Source organism: Sporocytophaga sp. (assembly GCF_017745095.1).
Taxonomy (GTDB): Bacteria; Bacteroidota; Bacteroidia; order Cytophagales; family Cytophagaceae; genus Sporocytophaga.
In genome coordinates this window covers 409779-430119 of record NZ_JAGHZZ010000002.1, presented here as the reverse complement: position 1 = coordinate 430119, position 20341 = coordinate 409779, and the positions used below count along the sequence as shown (strand labels likewise).

The window sequence follows — 20341 nt, the reverse complement described above, 5'->3', positions numbered from 1 at the left end:
ATGGGTATTTTAAAAAAGCATATTGCAATATTAGGATCCACAGGTTCTATCGGAACACAAGCTCTGGATGTTGTCAGAGCCCATCATGATAAATTTAAAATAGATGTTCTTTCTGCAGAAAATAATGCAGAATTACTTATACGTCAGGGGCTTGAATTTTTACCTGAAACGATAGTAATTGGGAATGCAGAACATTTCCAAAAAGTGAAATCTGCCCTGGAACCTTCGAATATCAAGGTATATTGCGGTAAAGACGCACTTGCTGATGTGGTCCAGTCTGAAAGAATAGACCTGGTATTAACAGCGATGGTGGGATACTCAGGCTTATTACCGACATTGAAGGCAATTGCTGCTGGAAAAGACATAGCATTGGCAAACAAAGAAACTCTTGTAGTTGCCGGTGAGTTAGTTACACATGCTGCTAAGATAAGTAAGGTAAATATCTATCCCGTTGATTCAGAACATTCAGCTATTTTTCAATGTCTCGCTGGAGAGGAATATACAAAAATCGAAAAGATAATTCTCACAGCTTCAGGAGGACCATTTCGCGGAAAATCATTGGATTTTCTTAAAAATGTGACCAGACAAGATGCCTTAAAGCACCCTAATTGGAGCATGGGAGCAAAAATAACTATAGACTCTGCCTCATTGATGAATAAAGGGCTGGAGGTGATTGAAGCAAAGTGGCTGTTTGGTCTAGAAGCTTCACAAATTGAAGTAATTGTGCACCCTCAGTCTATCATTCATTCTCTTGTTCAGTTTAATGACGGCTCTATGAAGGCCCAGATGGGACTGCCAGATATGAAATTGCCGATTCAATATGCACTTGCTTATCCAGAACGACTCTCTTCAGATTTTCCAAGATTCAATTTTCTTGATTACCCTACTCTGACTTTTGAAAAGCCAGACATGGACACATTCAAAAATTTAAAGCTAGCTTATGAAGCAATGGAAAAAGGAGGCAATATGGCTTGTATTTTGAATGCTGCTAATGAAATTGCAGTTCAGGAATTTTTGGCAGATAAAATAAACTTCCTGGATATTCCTGATGTTGTAGAAGATTGTATGGCCAGTATTCCATTTATTTGCAGGCCTACCTATGAAGATTTTGTACAGACTGATCTTGAAACCAGACAGCTTGCTAAAAGAAAGCTTTATAAAGTATAAATTTTACTTATATTTTTCATATTTATTGATTACTATTGTTTAAAGGAACTTAGAGATAATGGATGTATTAGGCATTTTAATTATGGTTGGTCAGCTTTTGCTGGCACTTTCTATTTTGGTGGGAGTTCACGAAGCAGGGCACATGTTTGCTGCTAAATATTTCGGAATGCGTGTCGAAAAATTTTCGATTGGTTTTCCTCCAAAAATTTTCGGATTTAAAAAAGGTGAAACAGAATATTCTTTTGGAGCAGTACCGCTAGGTGGTTTTGTAAAAATCTCCGGGATGGTCGATGAGTCGCTTGATACAAAAGAGCTATCGGAAGAACCAAAACCTTACGAATTTAGAGCTAAGCCAGCCTGGCAAAGATTAATCGTGATGATGGGTGGAATCATTGTCAATGTTGTTGTTGGTATAATTATTTTCATTGTAGCTACATATGTATATGGTTCAGAATATTTTCCTGCTTCTGAAATCAACAAAAATGGTATAGTTGCTCATGAATTAGGCCGCGAGATCGGATTAAAAACAGGTGATAAAATCATCAATGTTAATGGAAAACCTTATGAAAAATTTCCTGAAGATGTTATCAATGCAGATGTTTTTTTAACCGACAATAACTTTTATACCGTAAAAAGAGGCGATTCTTTAGTTACTATTAAAATACCAAGCAATATTGCCGGCAAACTTTCAGAAGATAAAAACAATTTCATTTCAGCGATCACTCCATTCGGTGTAGAAGCCGTTGAAGACGGATCTAATGCTGCAAAGGCTGGCCTTAAGCCAAATGACAAGATCATTTCTATTAATGGAGATTCAATAAGATATTTTCATGAGTTGACAGCCAAATTGGAAACATTGAAGAATAAAAGGGCTGAAGTTGTTGTGGAAAGAGATGGAAAGTTATTGACTTTAAAACCAGAAGTATCAAAAGAAGGAAAGATCGGATTCCAGCCTAAAATGCTTCTGGAGACCAAAACTGACTATTATACTTTTATGCAGTCTATTCCTAAAGGCACAACTGAAGCTTTTGCAGTAATTACCAATACTGTGAGAGGTTTTGGGAAGATATTTAAAAGAGAAGTTCCTTTAAGCAAATCTGTTAGCGGCCCGATTGGTATTGCTTCGAAATTTGGAAGTCAATGGATCTGGCAGAGATTCTGGTTTATGACAGGTTTACTTTCTATGGTCCTAGCATTTATGAATTTCCTTCCAATACCTGCATTGGACGGGGGACACGTAATGTTTCTTACTTATGAAATAGTTTCAGGTAGAAAGCCATCAGACAAATTTCTTGAAGTGGCTCAGAAAGTGGGAATGGTCATTCTATTGTCTTTAATGGTATTTGCCTTTGGCAATGACATATTTAAAAAGTTTCAATAAATTTTACTTAGCCAGTATGACTAAAAGGTTTTTTCAGGTTTGCCTGTTGTTCTTGTTGGGAAATACTCCTGTTTTTTCATCCCCGCTTGATTCTCTTGGAGTCGTCAAAATAGACGACAAGCTCCATGTAAAATATCTGGTCTCTCCGGGCGAAACTATATATGGTATTTCTACAAAATATGGTGTTTCGGTTAATGATCTGATGGAAATCAATCCTCAGTTGGAAAATGGTTTGAAAGTCGGTCAAATCATTAATATTCCTTATAACCCTGAGATTGTTCAACAGATTAGAAAAAGTGAAGATGCTATAGTACATAAAGTGGCAGCTGGTGAAACGTTATTCGGGATTTCCAAAAAATATAACATCCCCATGAATGACCTTCTGAAATGGAATGGCATGGAACTTAAAGCCGGTCAGGAGATTGTTGTAGGTTATAAAAGTCAGCAAAATGCTTCATCGACGATTGCCCATAATGCAACTCCTAAGTCGGAACCTGTGAAGCAAAGCATAACTACAGAGCAGCCTAAAACTACACCTACAGTGAACACGACTAATGCTCAGTCTGCAAAGCCTGCTCCTGCTGCAGAAACAAAAGAACCTGTAAAACAAATTGCTGTTGCAGAAAAAACTACTCCAGCAGAAAAATCTGCCAAGCCACAACCCATGGCTGCCAGCACAAACGAACAGTCAAATAATGCAGCTACAGCTTGGCCAACCAGTGCTCCTGAACAATACAGATATGATCCGGAGATGAAGCAAATCCTTGTCATTCCATTTGACCCTTATTTGTATTTCAGTGATGCAGACGATGAAATTGCAGCAAAGTCTAATATGCCACGCACAAAAGTACGTCAGGTATTCAGAAGAAGATTAAATGCTTTATTAGATAAGCCGGGGTATGAAATGATATACCTGGTAGGCGGGAAAGCCAAAGATTCAATAGGTGATTTAAATAAAATCTATAGCTCAGTGAGCTATGCATACCAGGAATCTGTTACGACTGTTAACGTTCAACAGCAGGAAGTAAAAGAAGCAAAAGCAAAATCAACTAAGAACTGGATCGAGAAACAGAAAGAAAAGCTGATTCCCCAAAATGAGAAAAAATACGATGTGCCTGAAGACTATGGAAGCTATTTCGGAGTAAAGATCAAAAATCCTCAGGATTTCTTTGATTACTTTAACTCCAAATACAGTGTAGACTATTATGTCTTTATTAATCAGTTTGAGGTTAAAACAGACTACGAGCATTGTTTGGACAGGGCTGCTTTAAATTTCGAGAGAAGTTTTACCACTCATTTCTCTATATATGACAGTGAAGGAAAGCAAGTTGCTGGAAACAAATTTAAGACACACTATAATTCCAATTCTAACTACGTCTACCAAATCGTAGCAGATAATTGCCCTAAAATAGCAGAGAGAATATTATCCGAACTTCCTGCTCCGGATCAGAAATAAAGTAATGGTAAGAAAATAAAAAAAAGGCTGATTCCTACATAGAATCAGCCTTTTTTATTTGAGTAGACTCATTCAGAATTTTCTTCAGATATTCAAAATTCTTGCCGCCTTTAAAATACCTGCTATACTTAAGCTGTCAGTAATTTCATTGTTCATCACCATTTCCACTGCGTCTTTCAGGTGAACCCTCTTTACCTGCAATTCTTCAGTATCTTCAGGCTCACTTTCCCCATCTTTCAGACCTTGAGCAAGATATAAATATCCAACTTCAGATGTGACACTATTTGAAGTATGGATAGTGCAGATATTTGTCCATTTATCAGCGGTAAAACCTGTTTCTTCTTTGAGTTCTCTTTTTGCAGAATCAAGCGGGTCAATGCCTATTGGTCCGCCTCCTTCAGGAATTTCCCAGGAGTATTCGTTTAGTGTATATCTAAATTGACCTACAAGGTAGGTATAACCCTCATCATCCACCGGGATAATTCCGATGGCTATATTCTTAAAAGTTACTACCCCGTAAATACCATTTCCTCCTTTTGGATTAATTACCTGATCTTCTCGGACAGAAATCCATGGATTGTCATAAATAGGCCTGGAAGAAACTGTTTTCCACGGGTTTTGAGTTAGTTCCATATGTTCTGAATTTGTATTTGTGGATAAATTTAGCATAATATAATTAAAAGAAGGATTTCAGAGAGTCATTATTATTCCTTACATTTATAATAGCAATTTGTTATTGATGCTGAAATCCTACCATACTGAAGACTTAGTGGAAGCAGGGGTTGATGAAGCGGGAAGAGGCTGCCTTGCCGGGCCCGTTGTTGCTGCCAGCGTAATTTTGCCTAAAGATTACCATCATCCTGTACTCAATGATTCTAAACAGCTTTCTAAAAAGCAAAGGGAGCTTTTGCGCGAAGAAATAAAACGTGATGCAATTTCTTGGGCAATAGCTGAAGTTTCACATACTGTCATTGATGAAATCAATATTCTGAATGCTTCATTTCTTGCCATGCACAAGGCTATTGGAAAACTTAAAACCAAGCCTGAGCTTCTTCTGATTGATGGCAATAGGTTTAAGCCCTACAAAAAAACCAGTCACCACTGTATAGTTGAAGGAGATGCAAAATATCTGAGCATCGCTGCTGCTTCGGTGCTGGCTAAAACCTATCGTGATGATCTTATGGTTAAACTTGCTTCAAAATTTCCTGTTTATGATTGGGAAAACAATATGGGATATGGAACTCCGAAACACAGAGAAGCAATTTTCCTGAATGGATTATCTCCATTTCACAGACTTTCTTTTAAACTTGATAAATCAAGCGCCGATTCTCAATTGAACTTATTTTGACCATTCACTGACAGGCAATATTATCAAGCATTTTAAACACAAGATAAAAAATCGTATTTTTATACAATTTTTAAATGGAAAACACTGAAACAATACTCAAAAAGGTCCCTTTGAATGACCTTCACACTGCATTAGGTGCTAAAATGGTACCATTCGCAGGGTTTAATATGCCTGTTCGTTATTCATCTGATCTGGATGAACATAATACTGTGAGAGAAGCTGTCGGTATATTTGATGTGTCTCACATGGGCGAATTTATGGTGAGAGGAAAGGGAGCTTTAGATTTGATTCAGAAGGTTACCAGCAATGATGCGTCAAAGCTTTTCAACGGCAAAATTCAGTATTCCTGTTTGCCAAATTCTGATGGTGGCATTGTAGACGATCTCCTCGTCTATAAAATAAACAATGAGAAATATATGCTTGTTGTAAATGCATCAAATATTGATAAGGACTGGAATTGGATATCTAGTCACAATTCATTTGAAGCTCAGCTGGAAAATATTTCCGATCAAACGGCTCTATTTGCTGTTCAGGGACCAAAAGCTGCCGAAGCACTTCAAGGACTTACAAGTCTGAATTTGTCCGCAATGGAATACTATACATTTGAAATTGTCGATTTTGCTGATGTTGCCAATGTAATAGTATCTGCAACAGGATATACAGGAGCTGGAGGCTTTGAGATTTATGTCCCAAATGATAAAGCGGTATTTGTTTGGAGTAAAATTATGGAGGCGGGAAAGGCGTTTGGTATAAAGCCAATTGGTCTGGGCGCCCGTGATACATTAAGACTGGAAATGGGTTTCTGTCTTTATGGAAATGATATAGATGATAATACTTCTCCAATAGAGGCAAACCTTGGCTGGATTACAAAATTTAACAAGGATTTTATCAATTCTAAATCATTAAAAGAACAAAAAGACAAGGGTGTATCAAAAAAACTGGTAGGATTTGTGATGCAGGAGAGAGGTATCCCCAGAAGTCATTACTCCATTGTCGATGCGGATGGAAATAAAATAGGAGAGGTGACCTCAGGAACACAATCCCCAACTCTGTCTGTTGGGATTGGAATGGGGTATGTTTCAATTCCGTATACAGAGATAGATTCGGAAATATTTATTGAAATAAGAAATAAAAAACATAAGGCTAAGGTTGTAAAGCTTCCTTTCCTGAAGAAGTAAAAGGTAGAATATGAGAAAAGTGGATGTATGCCTTACTCCTGAACTGCTTCACTTATATGAAGTGGAAAAGCGAGTAGTAGTAATTGTAGATATTCTAAGGGCAACGTCGTGTATGACAGTAGCCATTGCCAATGGAGTAGAGAAAATTATACCTGTCGCGAAGTTGGAAGAATGTCAGTCACTCAGGGAGAAGGGGTGTGTTGGCGCAGCTGAAAGAGATGGGAAAATGCCAGAAGGTTTCGATCTTGGAAATTCTCCTCTTGCTTATCTTAACAACGCTTATGCAGGTAAAACCATAGCCATGACCACCACCAATGGTACCTTGGCCATTGCAAAATCAAAAGATGCAGAGGAAGTAATTGTAGGTTCTTTTCTAAATAAAACTGCTGTTATAAATTACCTGATAGCCCAGCCGAATGATGTACTTATAGTATGTGCCGGATGGAAGGGTAAAGTAAATCTTGAAGATACGTTATTTGCAGGTGCGGTGGTAGAAGGTTTGAAAGGTTATTTTGAAATTGAAAATGATTCTGTTATTGCTTCTGCTACTTTGTACAATCATGCAAAAAAAGACATGCTGGCTTATCTTTCAGCATGCTCTCACGTGAAAAGACTGAAAAATCTGAATATTCAAAAGGATATAGAATTTTGCCTACATGAAGATCAGTTTAATGTAATACCAGTGCTTAAGGAAGATGCGCTGGTTGATATGGAAAAATTGGTTCTGACATAATATTTTACATCATTATATAGTCTTTCTTCTTGAGAAGGATTATATAAAAGTATTATTTTGACCCCAAATAAAAAAGAGTCCTGAATTTGAAATAATCTTTACTTCGCATTCAGGACTCTTTTTTGATATAAATCTTCAGATTTATTTTATTCTATATATCCAGCCAAATTTATCTTCTGTCTTTCCAAGCTTAATATCATTCAGTGCTTTACTCAATTTGTTAGAAAGTTCTCTTGTTTCTTCACCAGGAAGAACAAGGTCAGCTCCCTTGTAATTGATAGTTGAAATATGAGTAATAGTGGCTGCAGTTCCTGTTCCGAATGCATCTTTCAGCGTTCCGTTTTCATGAGCTTTTACAACCTCATCTACAGATACTCTTCTTTCTTCAACTTTTACACCCCAGTCTTTAGCCAATGTAAGAATGCTATCTCTTGTAACACCTGCAAGGATTGAAGACGATAGAGGAGGTGTAACAAGAGTATCGCCGATGATGAACATAAGGTTCATCGTTCCGGATTCCTCAAAATATTTATGCTCTTTGCTGTCAGTCCACATAATTTGCTGGTACCCTTTTTCTGCAGCAAGTTTCGCAGGCAGAAGAGATGCAGCATAGTTACCTCCTGATTTTGTAAAACCTGTACCACCTTCAGCAGCTCTTACATATTCAGTTTCGATAATTACTTTAACTGTCCCTTTGTAATAACCAGCCACAGGTGAAGTAAATACAATGAATTTATACGTAGAAGATGGTTTTACCCCAATAAACTCATCTGCAGCATACATAAAAGGTCTCAGATAAAGAGAGCATCCAGGAAGGTTAGGAATCCATGCTCTGTCCAGCTTGATAAGTTCAGTGATTCCATCTAGGTATGCTTTTTCATCCAGTTCTGGCATACAAAGCCTTTTCGCAGATTTGTTTAACCTTTTATGGTGATCAAGAGGGCGAAATAGAAGAATGTCGCCATTGTCCGCTCTATATGCTTTAAGACCTTCAAATATCGACTGCCCATAGTGCAAAACAGAGGTGGCAGGACTCATTGATATATTCTGGAAAGGTACAATTCTCAATCCACACCATTGCTTATCCTTGTAATCCATGACAAACATATGGTCTGAGTATACTGCTCCAAACTCAAGATTTTTAAAATCCGTCTGACTTAACTTTGACTGTTTGGTCTTTTCAATCGCGATATTCTGAGTATTAATCATAAAAAGGGGAAATTCTCAATGTTAAACGGTAAAGTTATTATTTTGGTGATCCAAAATCAATCAAAACTGACTTTTTACAAGATCAACCTGAAATTTTTTTAGCAAGCCTTATGAAGGTATGCTATTTCAATAACGGATTTTAGAAAATTTATGGTATCAATTCATCCTGTTATTTTCAATATATAACCCCCAAAAAGAGAATTGTTTAATCCTCTTTGGGGGCAAGTTGTTGAAAAACAGTTTGAAGATTTAGTAGTTACAATAGATCGTAAGTATATTTCCCGATTACCGTGGAGCCGTTCTGAGTGAGTTGTCGTACCAGTCACGTTTTCTGTTCAGCTTCAAGTCTTGAAGCACGGAAGCTTTTACATTTATGTCAAAACTATAGGATTGTCTGTATCCGAATGGTATCCAGTTAAAACGCATCTCCCAGCAGTGCAGGTCACGGTAAACATTAATCTGAGTATAGGTTACAGCTGCATTGGTTATATCATATCCGGAGTTGAAACCGATTTTCCATTTTTCTGAAATCCTCAAGTCACCATTGAAAGAAAGTGTTTGTATCGTATTGCCTAGATTAAAACCAACTCTCGAATAACTGAGGTTATAGCTTACATACATACTCCATGGAATATTGAAGTCTACATACATTTCCGGATTGGCGTTGATTACGTCAAGGTCGGCCTGACTGGCTTTAGGGTCTTTGTAATTTTTCTTTTTAGCTGTTGGGTTCAGGTTGGTACTAAGCATTAGGGAATACAGCTGAGATCTTGACCTAAAACCTTTTACAGTCTGCAATTCATCGACTCTCCTTTGATAAACAGTGGTTCCGATTATACTATCCAACTGATAAACATAAGGATCATAGGTGTAATTAAAGTTTATATCTAACCTGTTAAATAGCTTTGTTCTTGCAGAAAAGTTGATCAGACTAAGATTTAATGAGTCTGCTGTGAAGTCATAACTACCATTCATAGATACGTTTTCCAGAATTGGTACTTTTTTAGTAGGATTAACGCTGTCGTTTTTCGTTTTTACTTTTGCTTCTAATGTATTATTTAAGCTGAAAGATAAAAGATTGGATGTTCCTTGGCCGGGTGCGCCGTAAAGAAATCCATTATATCTGGAAAGACTTTGGGTAACTTCGCCAGCGGAAGTTCCTACTGGAACAACCTGGTAGGACGGACCTCCAAATAGTTTTGAAAAATCAGGACGGTATGTATAATTTAATGTAGGGATCAATGTATGGCGAACACCCATTAATCGTCCTTTTTTGAAATAAACAGATCCGAAAACTCTTGTAGTTAAATCAGTACTAAAATTGAAATCATATGCATTTGAAAATCTTCTAAGAGTATCAAAGGTTATGGTTTGATTGGTATCAGGACCAATTGTTCTATAATTAAGTCTGTTAAAATACATGTACTCATTAAAGTTCGCAGAAGGGTTCAGGTTGAAGTATTTCAAAGCCTTAATAGTGGTAGCTAAGCTTGCAGAATGTCTAAGTCCGCTTTTGGCGTAAGGAGGAGCGAATATTTTACCAAGATTGTTAAAGTTTAGTTTAAGGGTATCAAGATTTTCACCTTCTGCATTTCTACCTCTTGGTACACCACTCACGTTCCTGGCCTGGATTGAACCTACAGAACTATAAGAGATGTTTATTTTTTCATACCAACTGTTTCCATCTCCGATTTTTTTCTTGAATGGATAAATCCTGTTCATGTTAAATGCAAAATCCGGGAATGTAAAATCGTAAACACCAGTATTATTGTTCTGAGTAGATCTTGCAGCAAGTGATAAATTGAAAGGTGTTCCTCCAAAGAATTTCGAATAAGAAATACTGGAGGTCATTGTATTAGTTAAATAAGCTGCCGGGTTGTAAGAGTTATTTCTGTTAAAAGTTGTACTTCCAAAATTAACCCCGGCGGAAAGTTTACTGTTTTTCTTAGATACAGTCTGATGGTTCCAGACTATTTTATAATCATCAACAAAATAGAATTCTTTGGCACCCTCTGCTACACCAAAATTAGGATTGGTGCTTTTTCTGTGATTGAATGCCAAATCCAAATTTCCACGGAATTTATACCTGCTTATATAATCTGTTTGAGATTGCAATCCATAACTACCTAAAGTATAAACTTCCCCAATTAGCCTTGAACCGATATAGTCATTAATTGCAAAATAATATCCTCCGTTTCTCAGGAAAAATCCTCTGTCGCGAGACTCTCCGTACATTGGAAAAATCAATCCGGATTTGTTCTTTTTAGGTACAGGAAATATTCCAAGAATAAAACCCAAAGGGGTAGGGACGTCCGCAACATAAAGGTTGAATGGTCCTGTTACAATTTTGTCCTGAGGTATTACTTTTAATTTGTTTGCACTTATATGGAAATGCGGATGAGCGAGATTACAGGTCGTATAAATAGCGCTATTTATAAACAGTGCTTCATCTGTCCTTTTAACTTTTTCACCTTGGATATAACCTTCACCTTGTTGAGTGACAATGTCGGATATAATTCCTTTGCGGGTTTTGAAGTTGTATTTGATGATATTTGCAGAATATTTATCTTCCTTCTCTTTAAATAAAGGAACTCCTTTTACCTTTCCTAAAGAATCAGGAACACCAACTGCTGTCAGAGTAGAAGTCGCCCAGTTAATTTCAATCTGCTCGGCTTCCAGAGTAATATCCCCATAATTAATTTTTGCATCACCATATAAATATGCTGTTTGAGTTACTACGTCAAGACGTATGGAATCTCTTGCAGAATATTTAATAGTAGTTTCAATGTCGCCTTTGTGTTTCACATTAAGCGAATCAGAAGTGCCTGTAGTATCCGTTACTGCAGCGGCTTCCGTGCTCTCTGCCGGAGCCAGCACCTCGGTAGTATCTGACTGAGAAAAAGCAGTTCTGCTAGAAAGCAGGAAGATCGTCAGAAAAAATACCCCTAAATTTTGTACTAGTTTTTTCAGAATTTATTAAAAATTTACAATTTTTGTGTGCAAAGTTATCGTAATAACTTTTAAAATCGAATATTTTGAACAATATTGTATTGACCATCCTCCTCTCAGCAATTATTGTGCTAACTTCCTTCAGTCCTGTTGAGGTCAAACAATACAAGCTTAAGACAGTTGTAATTGATGCAGGTCACGGAGGCAAAGATCCCGGTTGTCATGGAAAAAACTCCCATGAGTCGGCAATCACTCTCGCTACTGCACTTGAACTAGGCAGAATCATCAAAGAGAATCTTCCGGGCGTAAAGGTAATCTATACCAGAACAAAAAACGAATTTGTTGAGCTTCACGACCGCGCCGGTATTGCAAACCGGAACAATGCAGATTTGTTTATCTCAATCCATTGTAACTCCGGCCCTAAGCATGTCTTTGGTACTGAGACATATACAATGGGGTTGCATACATCAGAAGATAATCTGGAAGTGGCCAAAAGGGAAAATTCTGTAATATTGAAAGAAACAAATTATAAAAAAAATTATCAAGGCTTTGACCCAAACTCTCCTCAGGCACATATCCTGTTTTCAGTTTACCAGAATGCTTTTATCGAAAATAGTCTTAGATTTGCACAAAAGGTAGAAAAACAATTCTCTTCAAGAATCGGAAGAACTAGCAGAGGGGTAAAACAGGCAGGATTGGTAGTGTTGTGGAAAAGTGCTATGCCAAGCGCCTTGATAGAAATTGGTTTTTTAACAAACCCTGCTGAAGAAAAGTATTTAAAAAACAAAACAAGTCAGGTTTATATAGCTTCAGGAATTTATAGAGCTTTGAAAGAATATAAATCCGAACTTGAATCAATGAATAAATAAAAGTGAAAATATCTAAAGAAGTAAAGGTAGGACTCCTGGCCTTGGTTGCTGGTGTGATACTATATATCGGATTTAATTTTTTAAAAGGAGTTGACTTTTTTTCTCCTACAAAAAAATACTTCATCGTTTACAATCAGATTGACGGACTCACTGTTTCAAATCCTGTTACTCTGAATGGTATGACGATCGGCCGTGTAGATGGACTTAAAATGGTGACTTCCCAAAACAATAAGATTGTTGTTCAGATTCAGGTAGATGAACACATAGTTTTAGGAGATTCTACAAGCGCTTTCATTTCTAACACCGATTTATTGGGAGGTAAATCTATTGACCTTAAACTTGGAAAGAATAGCAGGACATTTGAAAACGGTGATACGCTTAAAGGTAACATCGAAAAAAATATCACTGAGATGCTTAGCGAAAAAGCTATTCCTATTTTAACTAACCTTGATTCCACTGTTGTAAATCTTAACAAGATTTTTGGGGATGAGTTGGGAATGAGTGTAAAGACGACCTTGCACAACTTTGAACTTGCCTCCGGAGATTTGAAATTACTAATCGGTGAAAACAGAAAGAATCTTTATGCTATGACCTCAAATTTGTCAGCAATGACAACTTCTTTGGCGCAAACAGAGAAAGAATTAAAGCCACTGATTGCTAAAATGAATCACTTTGCTGATTCATTAAATGACCTTGAGTTGAAGGCTACTGTAGCAAATGCAAACAAAGCAATGGCAAATCTTAGCTCTATTACCAATAAAATTAACTCAGGGCAAGGTAGCATCGGTGCCCTGGTTAATGACAAAGCATTTATTGATAATCTTAATAATGCAGTAAAGAATATGGATAAACTGGTTACAGATCTTAGAAATAATCCAAAGCATTACTTCTCTCCTTTAGGCCAAAAACCCAAAAAGGGCTATGTAGCTCCTGAATAGTTACAAGAGATTATTTATTGAAAAGAAATTAAGAATCCCGCATCTGCGGGATTTTTTGTTTTAAATTACTAGACTTAAAAGAGAACAAAATTTTTTATACTAAGTAAATATTCAATAAAAGTATCCTAAGGATAACTTGGACTTTGAAAAGTCAGATAAAAATTTTTATTCAGCATTTTCAATTTTAAAGTAGGATGTGTGGCTTGTTTAAAATTCTGTTAAGTTCACACTGTTAATCCTAAATAGTAAATTTTCAGATAATTTCATTTTAACCCTAAAGGTCATGAATATTGAGTTCAACAAAAATGAAGACGTTTTCAAACAACTTTCCTTTCAGTTAAAAACAAGATTGCAAAAAGTAAAACTAGGTGGAGGAGAAAAGAAGATAGAGGAGCAACATGAAAAAGGGAAGCTTACAGCAAGAGAAAGAATTGAAAAGCTAATTGATAAGAATTCTCAGTTTCTTGAAATAGCAGCTTTGGCGGGAGACGGCATGTATTCAGAGGTGGGAGGTTGTCCCTCTGCTGGCGTGGTAACTGGGATGGGTTATATTCATGGACGTCTTTGTATGATTGTTGCCAATGATGCTACTGTGAAAGCCGGAGCCTGGTTTCCAATCACAGCGAAGAAAAATCTCCGTGCTCAGGAAATAGCAATGGAAAATAAATTACCTATTATATATCTGGTAGACAGTGCAGGTGTTTTCTTGCCTATGCAGGATGAAGTTTTTCCGGATAAAGAACACTTTGGCCGTATATTCAGAAACAATGCCATCATGTCTTCATCAGGAATTGTGCAGATTTCAGCCATTATGGGCAGCTGTGTCGCTGGTGGAGCATATCTTCCAATTATGTCTGACGAAGCTTTAATTGTTGAGAACACAGGTTCCATCTACCTTGCCGGACCATACCTGGTAAAAGCCGCCATTGGTGAAACAGTAGATAATGAAACACTTGGCGGCGCGTCTACTCATTCGGAAATCTCAGGAGTGACAGATTATAAGTGTGCCAATGATGAGGAGTGCTTGGAGAAGATAAGAAGCATCATCGGCAAAATTGGGCATTCGGACAAAGCAGGATTTGACAGGGTAGAACCAAAACAACCAGCAAAGAACCCTGATGAGATATATGGAGTCTTGCCTGCGGATAGAGTAAAGCCTTATGACATGCGGGAGATAATAGAGCGCCTGGTTGATAATTCTGAATTTGAAGAATATAAAGAATTGTATGGAAAGACGATTCTGTGCGGACTTGCGAGAATAGATGGTTGGTCAGTGGGAATTGTAGCCAATCAGCGCAAAATGGTCAAAAATAAAAAAGATGAGATGCAGATGGGAGGGGTTATATATTCAGATTCCGCTGATAAAGCGGCTCGTTTTATCATGAATTGTAATCAAAAGAAAATTCCATTATTGTTCATTCAGGACGTTACAGGATTTATGGTGGGGAGCAGATCCGAACATGGTGGGATTATAAAAGATGGTGCTAAGATGGTAAATGCAGTGGCAAATTCTGTAGTACCTAAGTTTACGTTGATCATTGGTAATTCTTTTGGTGCAGGAAACTATGCAATGTGCGGGAAGGCTTATGATCCGAGACTGATATTTGCCTGGCCAACGGCGCAATTGGGGGTTATGAGTGGGGCTTCGGCTGGCAAAACGCTTCTGCAGATTAAAGTATCTTCAATGAAAGCAAAAGGTCAAACCATTACTCCAGAAGAGGAGAAGAAAATCCTTGATGAAATATTGGCTCAATATAATGAAAAGCTTTCTCCCTATTATGCAGCTTCCCGCATCTGGGTGGATGGGATAATTGATCCGAAAGAAACCAGAACATCAATTTCCATGGGCATTGAAGCTTCTAACAATGCTCCAATTGAAAAAAAGTTCAACCCCGGAATCCTTCAAACATGATGTTCTCAGGTTTCCTGTATATCTTTATAGTTTGAAAATTGGTTAATATATAGGTAAGAAGGTAGTTAGTAATGGACAATAAGAAGATCAAAGCTTTAATTTCACTTTTGGATGATGAAGATACAGAGGTGCTATTGCATGTGGAGAAAGAAATTCTTGCCTTGGGAGAAGGAATTATTCCATTTTTGGAAAATGAATGGGAAAATAATTTTAACCCTATTGTTCAGAAAAGAATTGAAGAACTGATTCATACTGTACATTATGATTTGTTGAAGGTGAGACTCGCTGCCTGGAAAGATGGTGGAGGTAAGGATTTGCTTGAAGGGATGTGGATTATTGCTACTTACCAATATCCTGATCTTGAAATAGGCAAGCTAAAGTCAGAGCTTGATCAGATATACTTTGAAGCCTGGACAAATATGAAAAATGAAATTCATCCGTTTGATCAGGTCAAAATTTTAAACAATGTAATTTTCAGTCAATATAGGTTTTCAGCTAATACTAAAAACTTTCATTCTCCCTCTAATTCAATGATTAACATTGTTTTAGAAAGTAAAAAGGGAAATCCAATTACGCTTTGTGTTATTTATCTTCTAATTGCACAAAAACTGAATATGCCAGTATATGGGGTAAATCTCCCTAATTTATTCATACTCACATATAAATCTGAATCTGTTCAGTTTTATATTAATGCATTTAACAAGGGATTGATTTTTTCTAAAGCTGATATTGACAACTATTTGTCTCACCTTAACATTAATCCATTGGATATTTTTTACCAACCATGTTCAAACCTGGATATTGTTAGAAGAATGTTAAGAAATCTATCAGTTTCTTTCGAAAAACTGGGTGACGCAGTAAAAGTGGAAGAAATTAAACAGTTATTAGATTCCATTTCTGATGGAAGAGAAATAATAGATTAATTTCTGAGTATTTATCTTTTAACAATACAACCGATAGCTCTTTTTTCTGAAACCTTAAGTGCATTATCCTGAACCAATGCAAGTAAAGCATCTCTCAGATAATGATAGTGAACATCTTTTGGGACCTGAGGATTGTCATCTATAGCTCCTTTATAAAATAGTACGAAGGACTTGTTGATGTTTTTTAAGACAAATACCTCCGGTGTTTTTGTGGCACCGAATGCATTAGAAATTTCAAAATTTTTATCTGGTAAATATGGAAAATTGTAGGCCATTTCCTTAGCCCTGTTAGTCATCTCGTTTACTCCGTCAGATGGACAAGCTGCAGGATTGTTAGGGTTTACCAATATGAATTTAACTTTGTTGATTTCAAATTCACTTGCTAAACGAATAATCCTTTCTTCATATAATTTAGAATAAGGACAATCCTGACTTGTGAAAACAATGACTATACCTTTGTCTTCTGAATACTCAGCCAAACTGATCTTATTCTGACTTGTTACATTACTTGCAGTAAAGTTTTTTACCTTGTCTCCAACATTGTAACCTGTCTGAGCAAATAAATTTAAGGTAAAAAAAGAAAAGAAAATAGTCCCGATAATTTTCATCTTTTTCCCGGATTAGTGCTACTAATTTAATAATTAAAAGCTAAAATGTAATTTCCAAATCTTGAAATTTTCATTGGAATTGTGTTGACTACAACATCATTACTTTTAATCTCACATAAACAATACGCATCTTTATTAGAAAAATCAAAAGGTTTAATTCTGATTGACTCTTTAAAATTCAGCTTAAGTTCGGAAAACATTTTATATACTGCTTCCTTCACGCACCAATACGCAGACAATACATCAAGGTTATCACCTGCTTCTGCTAATTCTGTTTCACTCAGAAATTTATCCTTGACTCGTATAATTTTTTCTGAAGAAAGTTCAATATCTATACCAACTTTTCCCGATTTGTTTAAAATTGCACAGCACATTGACTTTGAATGGCTTAAGGAAACCTCCGCATTGAACGGTACTAAAACCGGTTTTCCAAGCTCGTCTTTATGAATATCATGGAATTCAATCCCGCTAAATGAGCATAACTTCTCTAAAAGTATTCTAGAAGCTAGCCATTCTTTTTTTCTTTTTTCACTCCAGGTTTCATCACATTTATTTTCTGGAGTATACATTTGGAGGAGTTCATCAAGATTTTCTTCAATTTTCCAGATTCCCCAGCAGGAATTATCATCAATAGAAGAAATAGAAACTAAGGGCATCAGGAAGTTGAATTTTTTATATGTGTAAAATCGTTTATTTAATTGCTAAATTTAGACAAAATTCCAAAAGTACATTCCATGACAAAAATTGAGGTAGAAAAGATAGCTTCCTTAACTGGTCATAAAGACTGCATTTATACAATTGAAAAGGGCGAATCAGATAAGGTGATTTATTCTGCAGGTGGAGATGGAATGGTTGTCAAGTGGGACCTTGATCAACCAGATTTGGGTAAGTTGGTAGCGAAGGTAGAAAACTCTGTTTACGCTCTCAGATATCTGCAGGGAAAACTGTTGGTCGGGCATAATTTTAATGGTATCCATCTCATAAATCCAGACATTAAAAAAGAGGAATTCTCCACTTCTGTGAGCAGTTCCCAGATTTTTGATGTCAAATCTGCGGGAAAGAATGTCTACTTAGCTTGTGGCGATGGTACTTTGGTTGTTTTGGATGCTGAAGATTTGTCTACCATTGCAAAGATTAAAGTCTCTGATAAAAGCCTTAGAACAATTGCCATTAATGAAGCTGATAATTTGCTTGTGGTAGGATCCAGTGATTTTACAATCAGCGTTTTTGATCTTCCATCATTACAATTGACTGATCAGAAAGAAGCACATGAAAATTCTGTTTTTACATTGGCATTTTCTCCTGATGGGATATATTTGCTAAGCGGAGGTAGGGATGCCAAATTGAAAGTATGGGCAATAAGGCAAAAAAAACTGGAGTTTGTAGAATCAATAGCCGCTCACTTGTTTGCGATAAACAATATCGCATTTAGGGAAGATGGAAAATATTTTGCTACTTGCAGCATGGATAAGTCAGTGAAAGTATGGGATGCTGGAACTTTTTCCCTTATAAAAGTTATTGATAAATCCAGACATGCGGGACACGGTACTTCAGTTAATAAAGTACTCTGGTCTTCTTTAGATACCATTGTCTCTTGTAGTGATGACAGATCAATCTCTGTCTGGAAAGTGAAAAATTTATAAAAATACCCTGACGAAAGGTTGAAGGGCTGAACAGTTAAGTTTTAAATAAGTATCCAAAATGAAAATAACCCCAATTGAAATCAGGCAGAAAGAATTTGAGAAAGCTTTCAGAGGGTATGAAAAGGAAGAGGTTGATGCTTTTTTACTTTCTCTGTCTCAGGAATGGGAGCGACTGCTCGAAGAAAATAAAGAACTGAAGAGAAGGTTGGACACTTCTGAAAAAGAGGTTTCCAGATTGCGTGAGGTTGAGCATTCTTTATTCCGTACACTCAAGACTGCCGAAGATACAGGGGCTCATATGATAGATGCAGCTAATAAATCTGCAGAGCTACACTTGAGAGAAGCTCAGATGAAAGCTGAGGCTTTGCTGAATGATGCTAGTTTTAAAGCTAAGTCTATTTTGGAAGATGCAGAAGAGAAGGCCAAAGATATCATGGATTCACTCCAGGATGAGGTAAAAGCAGTAGAAAGAGAATACAACTATATAGCTGACCAGAGAGATAACTTGCATTCCGAATTAAAAAGTCTGGTCAATGATACTAATGAAAAGGTTTCGAGAGCTATTGCCAAGTCTGGTTCTCAGGAAAGACTTGACACAAAGCTGAAAGAATTCAGAAGAAGCTTAGGTTTTGAGAAAAAGAAACAGGATCAGATACCTCTTCCTGAAATTAAACCTATTGAAAATCCAGTTAAGAAAGCGGAACCTCCAAAACCTGCTAATAATGCACCGGAACAGGGAAAAAAAGGTGACGGTTCATTTTTTGATTCACTCTGATGAAAGAAGAAATTGAGGTAGCATTGGAAGGATTAGAGTTCTATGCTTATCATGGCTTGTATGAGGAAGAAACCAGAACGGGTAATCGTTTTATCGTTGATCTGAAGGTGAGTTATCCTAAAACCAATTATCTGAGGGATGATATAAGTGAAGTAGTGGATTATGTAAAGCTTTTTCAGATTGTTAAACGCGAAATGGAGATACCAAGCAAGCTACTTGAAATAGTAGCTCAGAAAATCGTAGATGCCATTTTTAATTTATATCCTAATATTACCTCTGCAGAAGCAGCAGTATCAAAAATGAATCCTCCATTTGGAAGTCTTTGCAATAAGTCAAAGGTAACTATCAGAAGAGTCAATGAATAGGTTAGTTTTTTATTTACTTTTTACACTTTTACCATTAAATATATTTGCTCAGGATGCGTATACTTTGTTTGATAAACAGGGTAAAAAGGTTTCCTATGATAAATTTCTTAGTGGGATGGAAAGCGCGGATATTATTTTGTTTGGAGAGATTCACGATAATGCCCTGTGTCACTGGCTTCAACTTCAGGTTTTGAAGAGCCTTGAAGCAGTTAAAAAAGGAAAGGTAGTTGTGGGAGGAGAGTTCTTTGAAGCAGATGACCAGATCATCATTGATGAATATTTAAAGGGTTATTTTTCTCTAACCAATTTTAAAGATGAGGCAAAAACCTGGAGTAATTTTGAACAGGCGTATCTTCCGATCATTCAGTTTTCTAAAGAAAAACATCTAACTTTTATTGCTACGAATATCCCAAGAAGATATGCATCTCTGGTAGCTAAAAAGGGGATAGATTCTCTTCAACTCTTGCAAAGTGAAGCTTTTAAATGGATTGTTCCTTTGCCATTTGATATTGATAAAAACTTACCCGGATACAAACAGCTTGCAGAATCATCATCACAAGGACATGCATTTAGTCTTCCTTTTATGATTGAAGCTCAAGCGATAAAGGATGCCACGATGGCCCATTTTATCAATCTGAATAGAGCAGAAAAAATATTCTTCCATATCAACGGGAGCTACCATTCTGACGGCTTTGAGGGAATTTATTGGTATTTAAAAAAGAAAAATCCTTCTCAAAAAATAATTACAGTAAGTTCTAAAGAACAGAAAAATTTGTCAGTTCTGGATAAAGAGAATTTAAATATAGCAGATTATATAATTTGTTTTCCTGAAGACATGATCAGAACTAAATAAATCAGATATTAGGTTAAGTATTGATAATTAAAGT

General features: G+C 36.6%; 19 protein-coding genes. 14 read left to right on the top strand and 5 right to left on the bottom strand.

The window, feature by feature from the left end:
• The 3 genes from J7604_RS04620 to J7604_RS04610 are packed head-to-tail and all read left to right on the top strand — an operon-like array spanning position 1 to position 4004.
• Positions 1-1167 carry a 1-deoxy-D-xylulose-5-phosphate reductoisomerase gene (locus J7604_RS04620; RefSeq protein WP_293891759.1) on the top strand — a complete coding sequence of 389 codons (1167 nt, stop codon included), beginning with the start codon at positions 1-3 and terminating at the stop codon, positions 1165-1167.
• A gap of 58 nt (positions 1168-1225) precedes the next feature.
• Positions 1226-2548 carry an RIP metalloprotease RseP gene (rseP, locus tag J7604_RS04615; protein WP_293891756.1) on the top strand — a complete coding sequence of 441 codons (1323 nt, stop codon included), beginning with the start codon at positions 1226-1228 and terminating at the stop codon, positions 2546-2548.
• Between the two features lie 16 nt (positions 2549-2564).
• Complete coding sequence (locus tag J7604_RS04610) at positions 2565-4004, top strand: LysM peptidoglycan-binding domain-containing protein (protein WP_293891753.1); 1440 nt, start codon at positions 2565-2567, stop codon at positions 4002-4004.
• Between the two features lie 84 nt (positions 4005-4088).
• Here the strand turns inward: J7604_RS04610 and J7604_RS04605 are convergent, their stop codons facing one another.
• Positions 4089-4637, bottom strand: coding sequence for an NUDIX hydrolase (locus J7604_RS04605; protein WP_293891750.1), 549 nt, complete (start codon positions 4635-4637; stop codon positions 4089-4091).
• Positions 4638-4743: 106 nt separating this feature from the next.
• Here J7604_RS04605 and J7604_RS04600 point away from each other — a divergent pair, with 106 nt between their 5' ends.
• The 3 genes from J7604_RS04600 (at position 4744) to J7604_RS04590 (ending at position 7263) form a co-directional block, all read left to right on the top strand.
• Positions 4744-5352, top strand: a complete 609-nt coding sequence (locus J7604_RS04600) for a ribonuclease HII (protein WP_293891747.1) — start codon at positions 4744-4746, stop codon at positions 5350-5352.
• A gap of 74 nt (positions 5353-5426) precedes the next feature.
• Complete coding sequence (gcvT, locus tag J7604_RS04595; protein WP_293891744.1) at positions 5427-6530, top strand: glycine cleavage system aminomethyltransferase GcvT; 1104 nt, start codon at positions 5427-5429, stop codon at positions 6528-6530.
• A gap of 10 nt (positions 6531-6540) precedes the next feature.
• Entirely contained in the window at positions 6541-7263 is a 723-nt protein-coding gene (locus tag J7604_RS04590; protein WP_293891741.1) for a 2-phosphosulfolactate phosphatase, read from the top strand.
• A 141-nt stretch (positions 7264-7404) separates the two neighbouring features.
• Here the strand turns inward: J7604_RS04590 and J7604_RS04585 are convergent, their stop codons facing one another.
• Together J7604_RS04585 and J7604_RS04580 are read right to left on the bottom strand one after the other, a co-directional pair.
• Entirely contained in the window at positions 7405-8472 is a 1068-nt protein-coding gene (locus J7604_RS04585; protein WP_293891738.1) for a branched-chain amino acid aminotransferase, read from the bottom strand.
• Positions 8473-8757: 285 nt separating this feature from the next.
• Positions 8758-11349 carry a putative LPS assembly protein LptD gene (locus J7604_RS04580; RefSeq protein ID WP_293891735.1) on the bottom strand — a complete coding sequence of 864 codons (2592 nt, stop codon included), beginning with the start codon at positions 11347-11349 and terminating at the stop codon, positions 8758-8760.
• Between the two features lie 158 nt (positions 11350-11507).
• Between J7604_RS04580 and J7604_RS04575 the strand changes: the two genes are divergently transcribed.
• The 4 genes from J7604_RS04575 to J7604_RS04560 all read left to right on the top strand — a co-directional run bounded on the left by J7604_RS04575 (position 11508) and on the right by J7604_RS04560 (position 16063).
• A complete protein-coding gene (locus J7604_RS04575; RefSeq protein WP_293891732.1) occupies positions 11508-12290 on the top strand; it encodes an N-acetylmuramoyl-L-alanine amidase in 783 nt (260 codons plus the stop codon).
• Between the two features lie 2 nt (positions 12291-12292).
• Entirely contained in the window at positions 12293-13228 is a 936-nt protein-coding gene (locus J7604_RS04570) for an MlaD family protein (RefSeq protein WP_293891729.1), read from the top strand.
• 283 nt (positions 13229-13511) lie between these two features.
• Positions 13512-15140, top strand: coding sequence for an acyl-CoA carboxylase subunit beta (locus J7604_RS04565; protein ID WP_293891726.1), 1629 nt, complete (start codon positions 13512-13514; stop codon positions 15138-15140).
• Positions 15141-15211: 71 nt separating this feature from the next.
• The gene (locus J7604_RS04560) at positions 15212-16063 is read left to right on the top strand and encodes a transglutaminase-like domain-containing protein (RefSeq protein ID WP_293891723.1); all 852 of its coding nucleotides are present in this window, start codon (positions 15212-15214) and stop codon (positions 16061-16063) included.
• A gap of 11 nt (positions 16064-16074) precedes the next feature.
• Here the strand turns inward: J7604_RS04560 and J7604_RS04555 are convergent, their stop codons facing one another.
• Together J7604_RS04555 and J7604_RS04550 are read right to left on the bottom strand one after the other, a co-directional pair.
• On the bottom strand, positions 16075-16671 hold the full coding sequence (locus tag J7604_RS04555) for a thioredoxin family protein (RefSeq protein WP_293891720.1): 597 nt from the start codon (positions 16669-16671) through the stop codon (positions 16075-16077).
• A 26-nt stretch (positions 16672-16697) separates the two neighbouring features.
• Complete coding sequence (locus tag J7604_RS04550; RefSeq protein WP_293891717.1) at positions 16698-17327, bottom strand: 4'-phosphopantetheinyl transferase superfamily protein; 630 nt, start codon at positions 17325-17327, stop codon at positions 16698-16700.
• Positions 17328-17405: 78 nt separating this feature from the next.
• Between J7604_RS04550 and J7604_RS04545 the strand changes: the two genes are divergently transcribed.
• From J7604_RS04545 to J7604_RS04530, 4 genes are read left to right on the top strand one after another with little or no spacing between them, the layout of a single operon-like run.
• The gene (locus J7604_RS04545; RefSeq protein ID WP_293891714.1) at positions 17406-18314 is read left to right on the top strand and encodes a WD40 repeat domain-containing protein; all 909 of its coding nucleotides are present in this window, start codon (positions 17406-17408) and stop codon (positions 18312-18314) included.
• A 58-nt stretch (positions 18315-18372) separates the two neighbouring features.
• A complete protein-coding gene (locus J7604_RS04540; RefSeq protein WP_293891711.1) occupies positions 18373-19089 on the top strand; it encodes a DivIVA domain-containing protein in 717 nt (238 codons plus the stop codon).
• Positions 19089-19454, top strand: coding sequence for a dihydroneopterin aldolase (gene folB / locus J7604_RS04535; protein WP_293891708.1), 366 nt, complete (start codon positions 19089-19091; stop codon positions 19452-19454). Before J7604_RS04540 ends, folB begins: the two co-directional genes overlap by 1 nt.
• Positions 19447-20307, top strand: a complete 861-nt coding sequence (locus J7604_RS04530; protein ID WP_293891705.1) for a ChaN family lipoprotein — start codon at positions 19447-19449, stop codon at positions 20305-20307. Before folB ends, J7604_RS04530 begins: the two co-directional genes overlap by 8 nt.
• Positions 20308-20341: the final 34 nt, after the last annotated feature.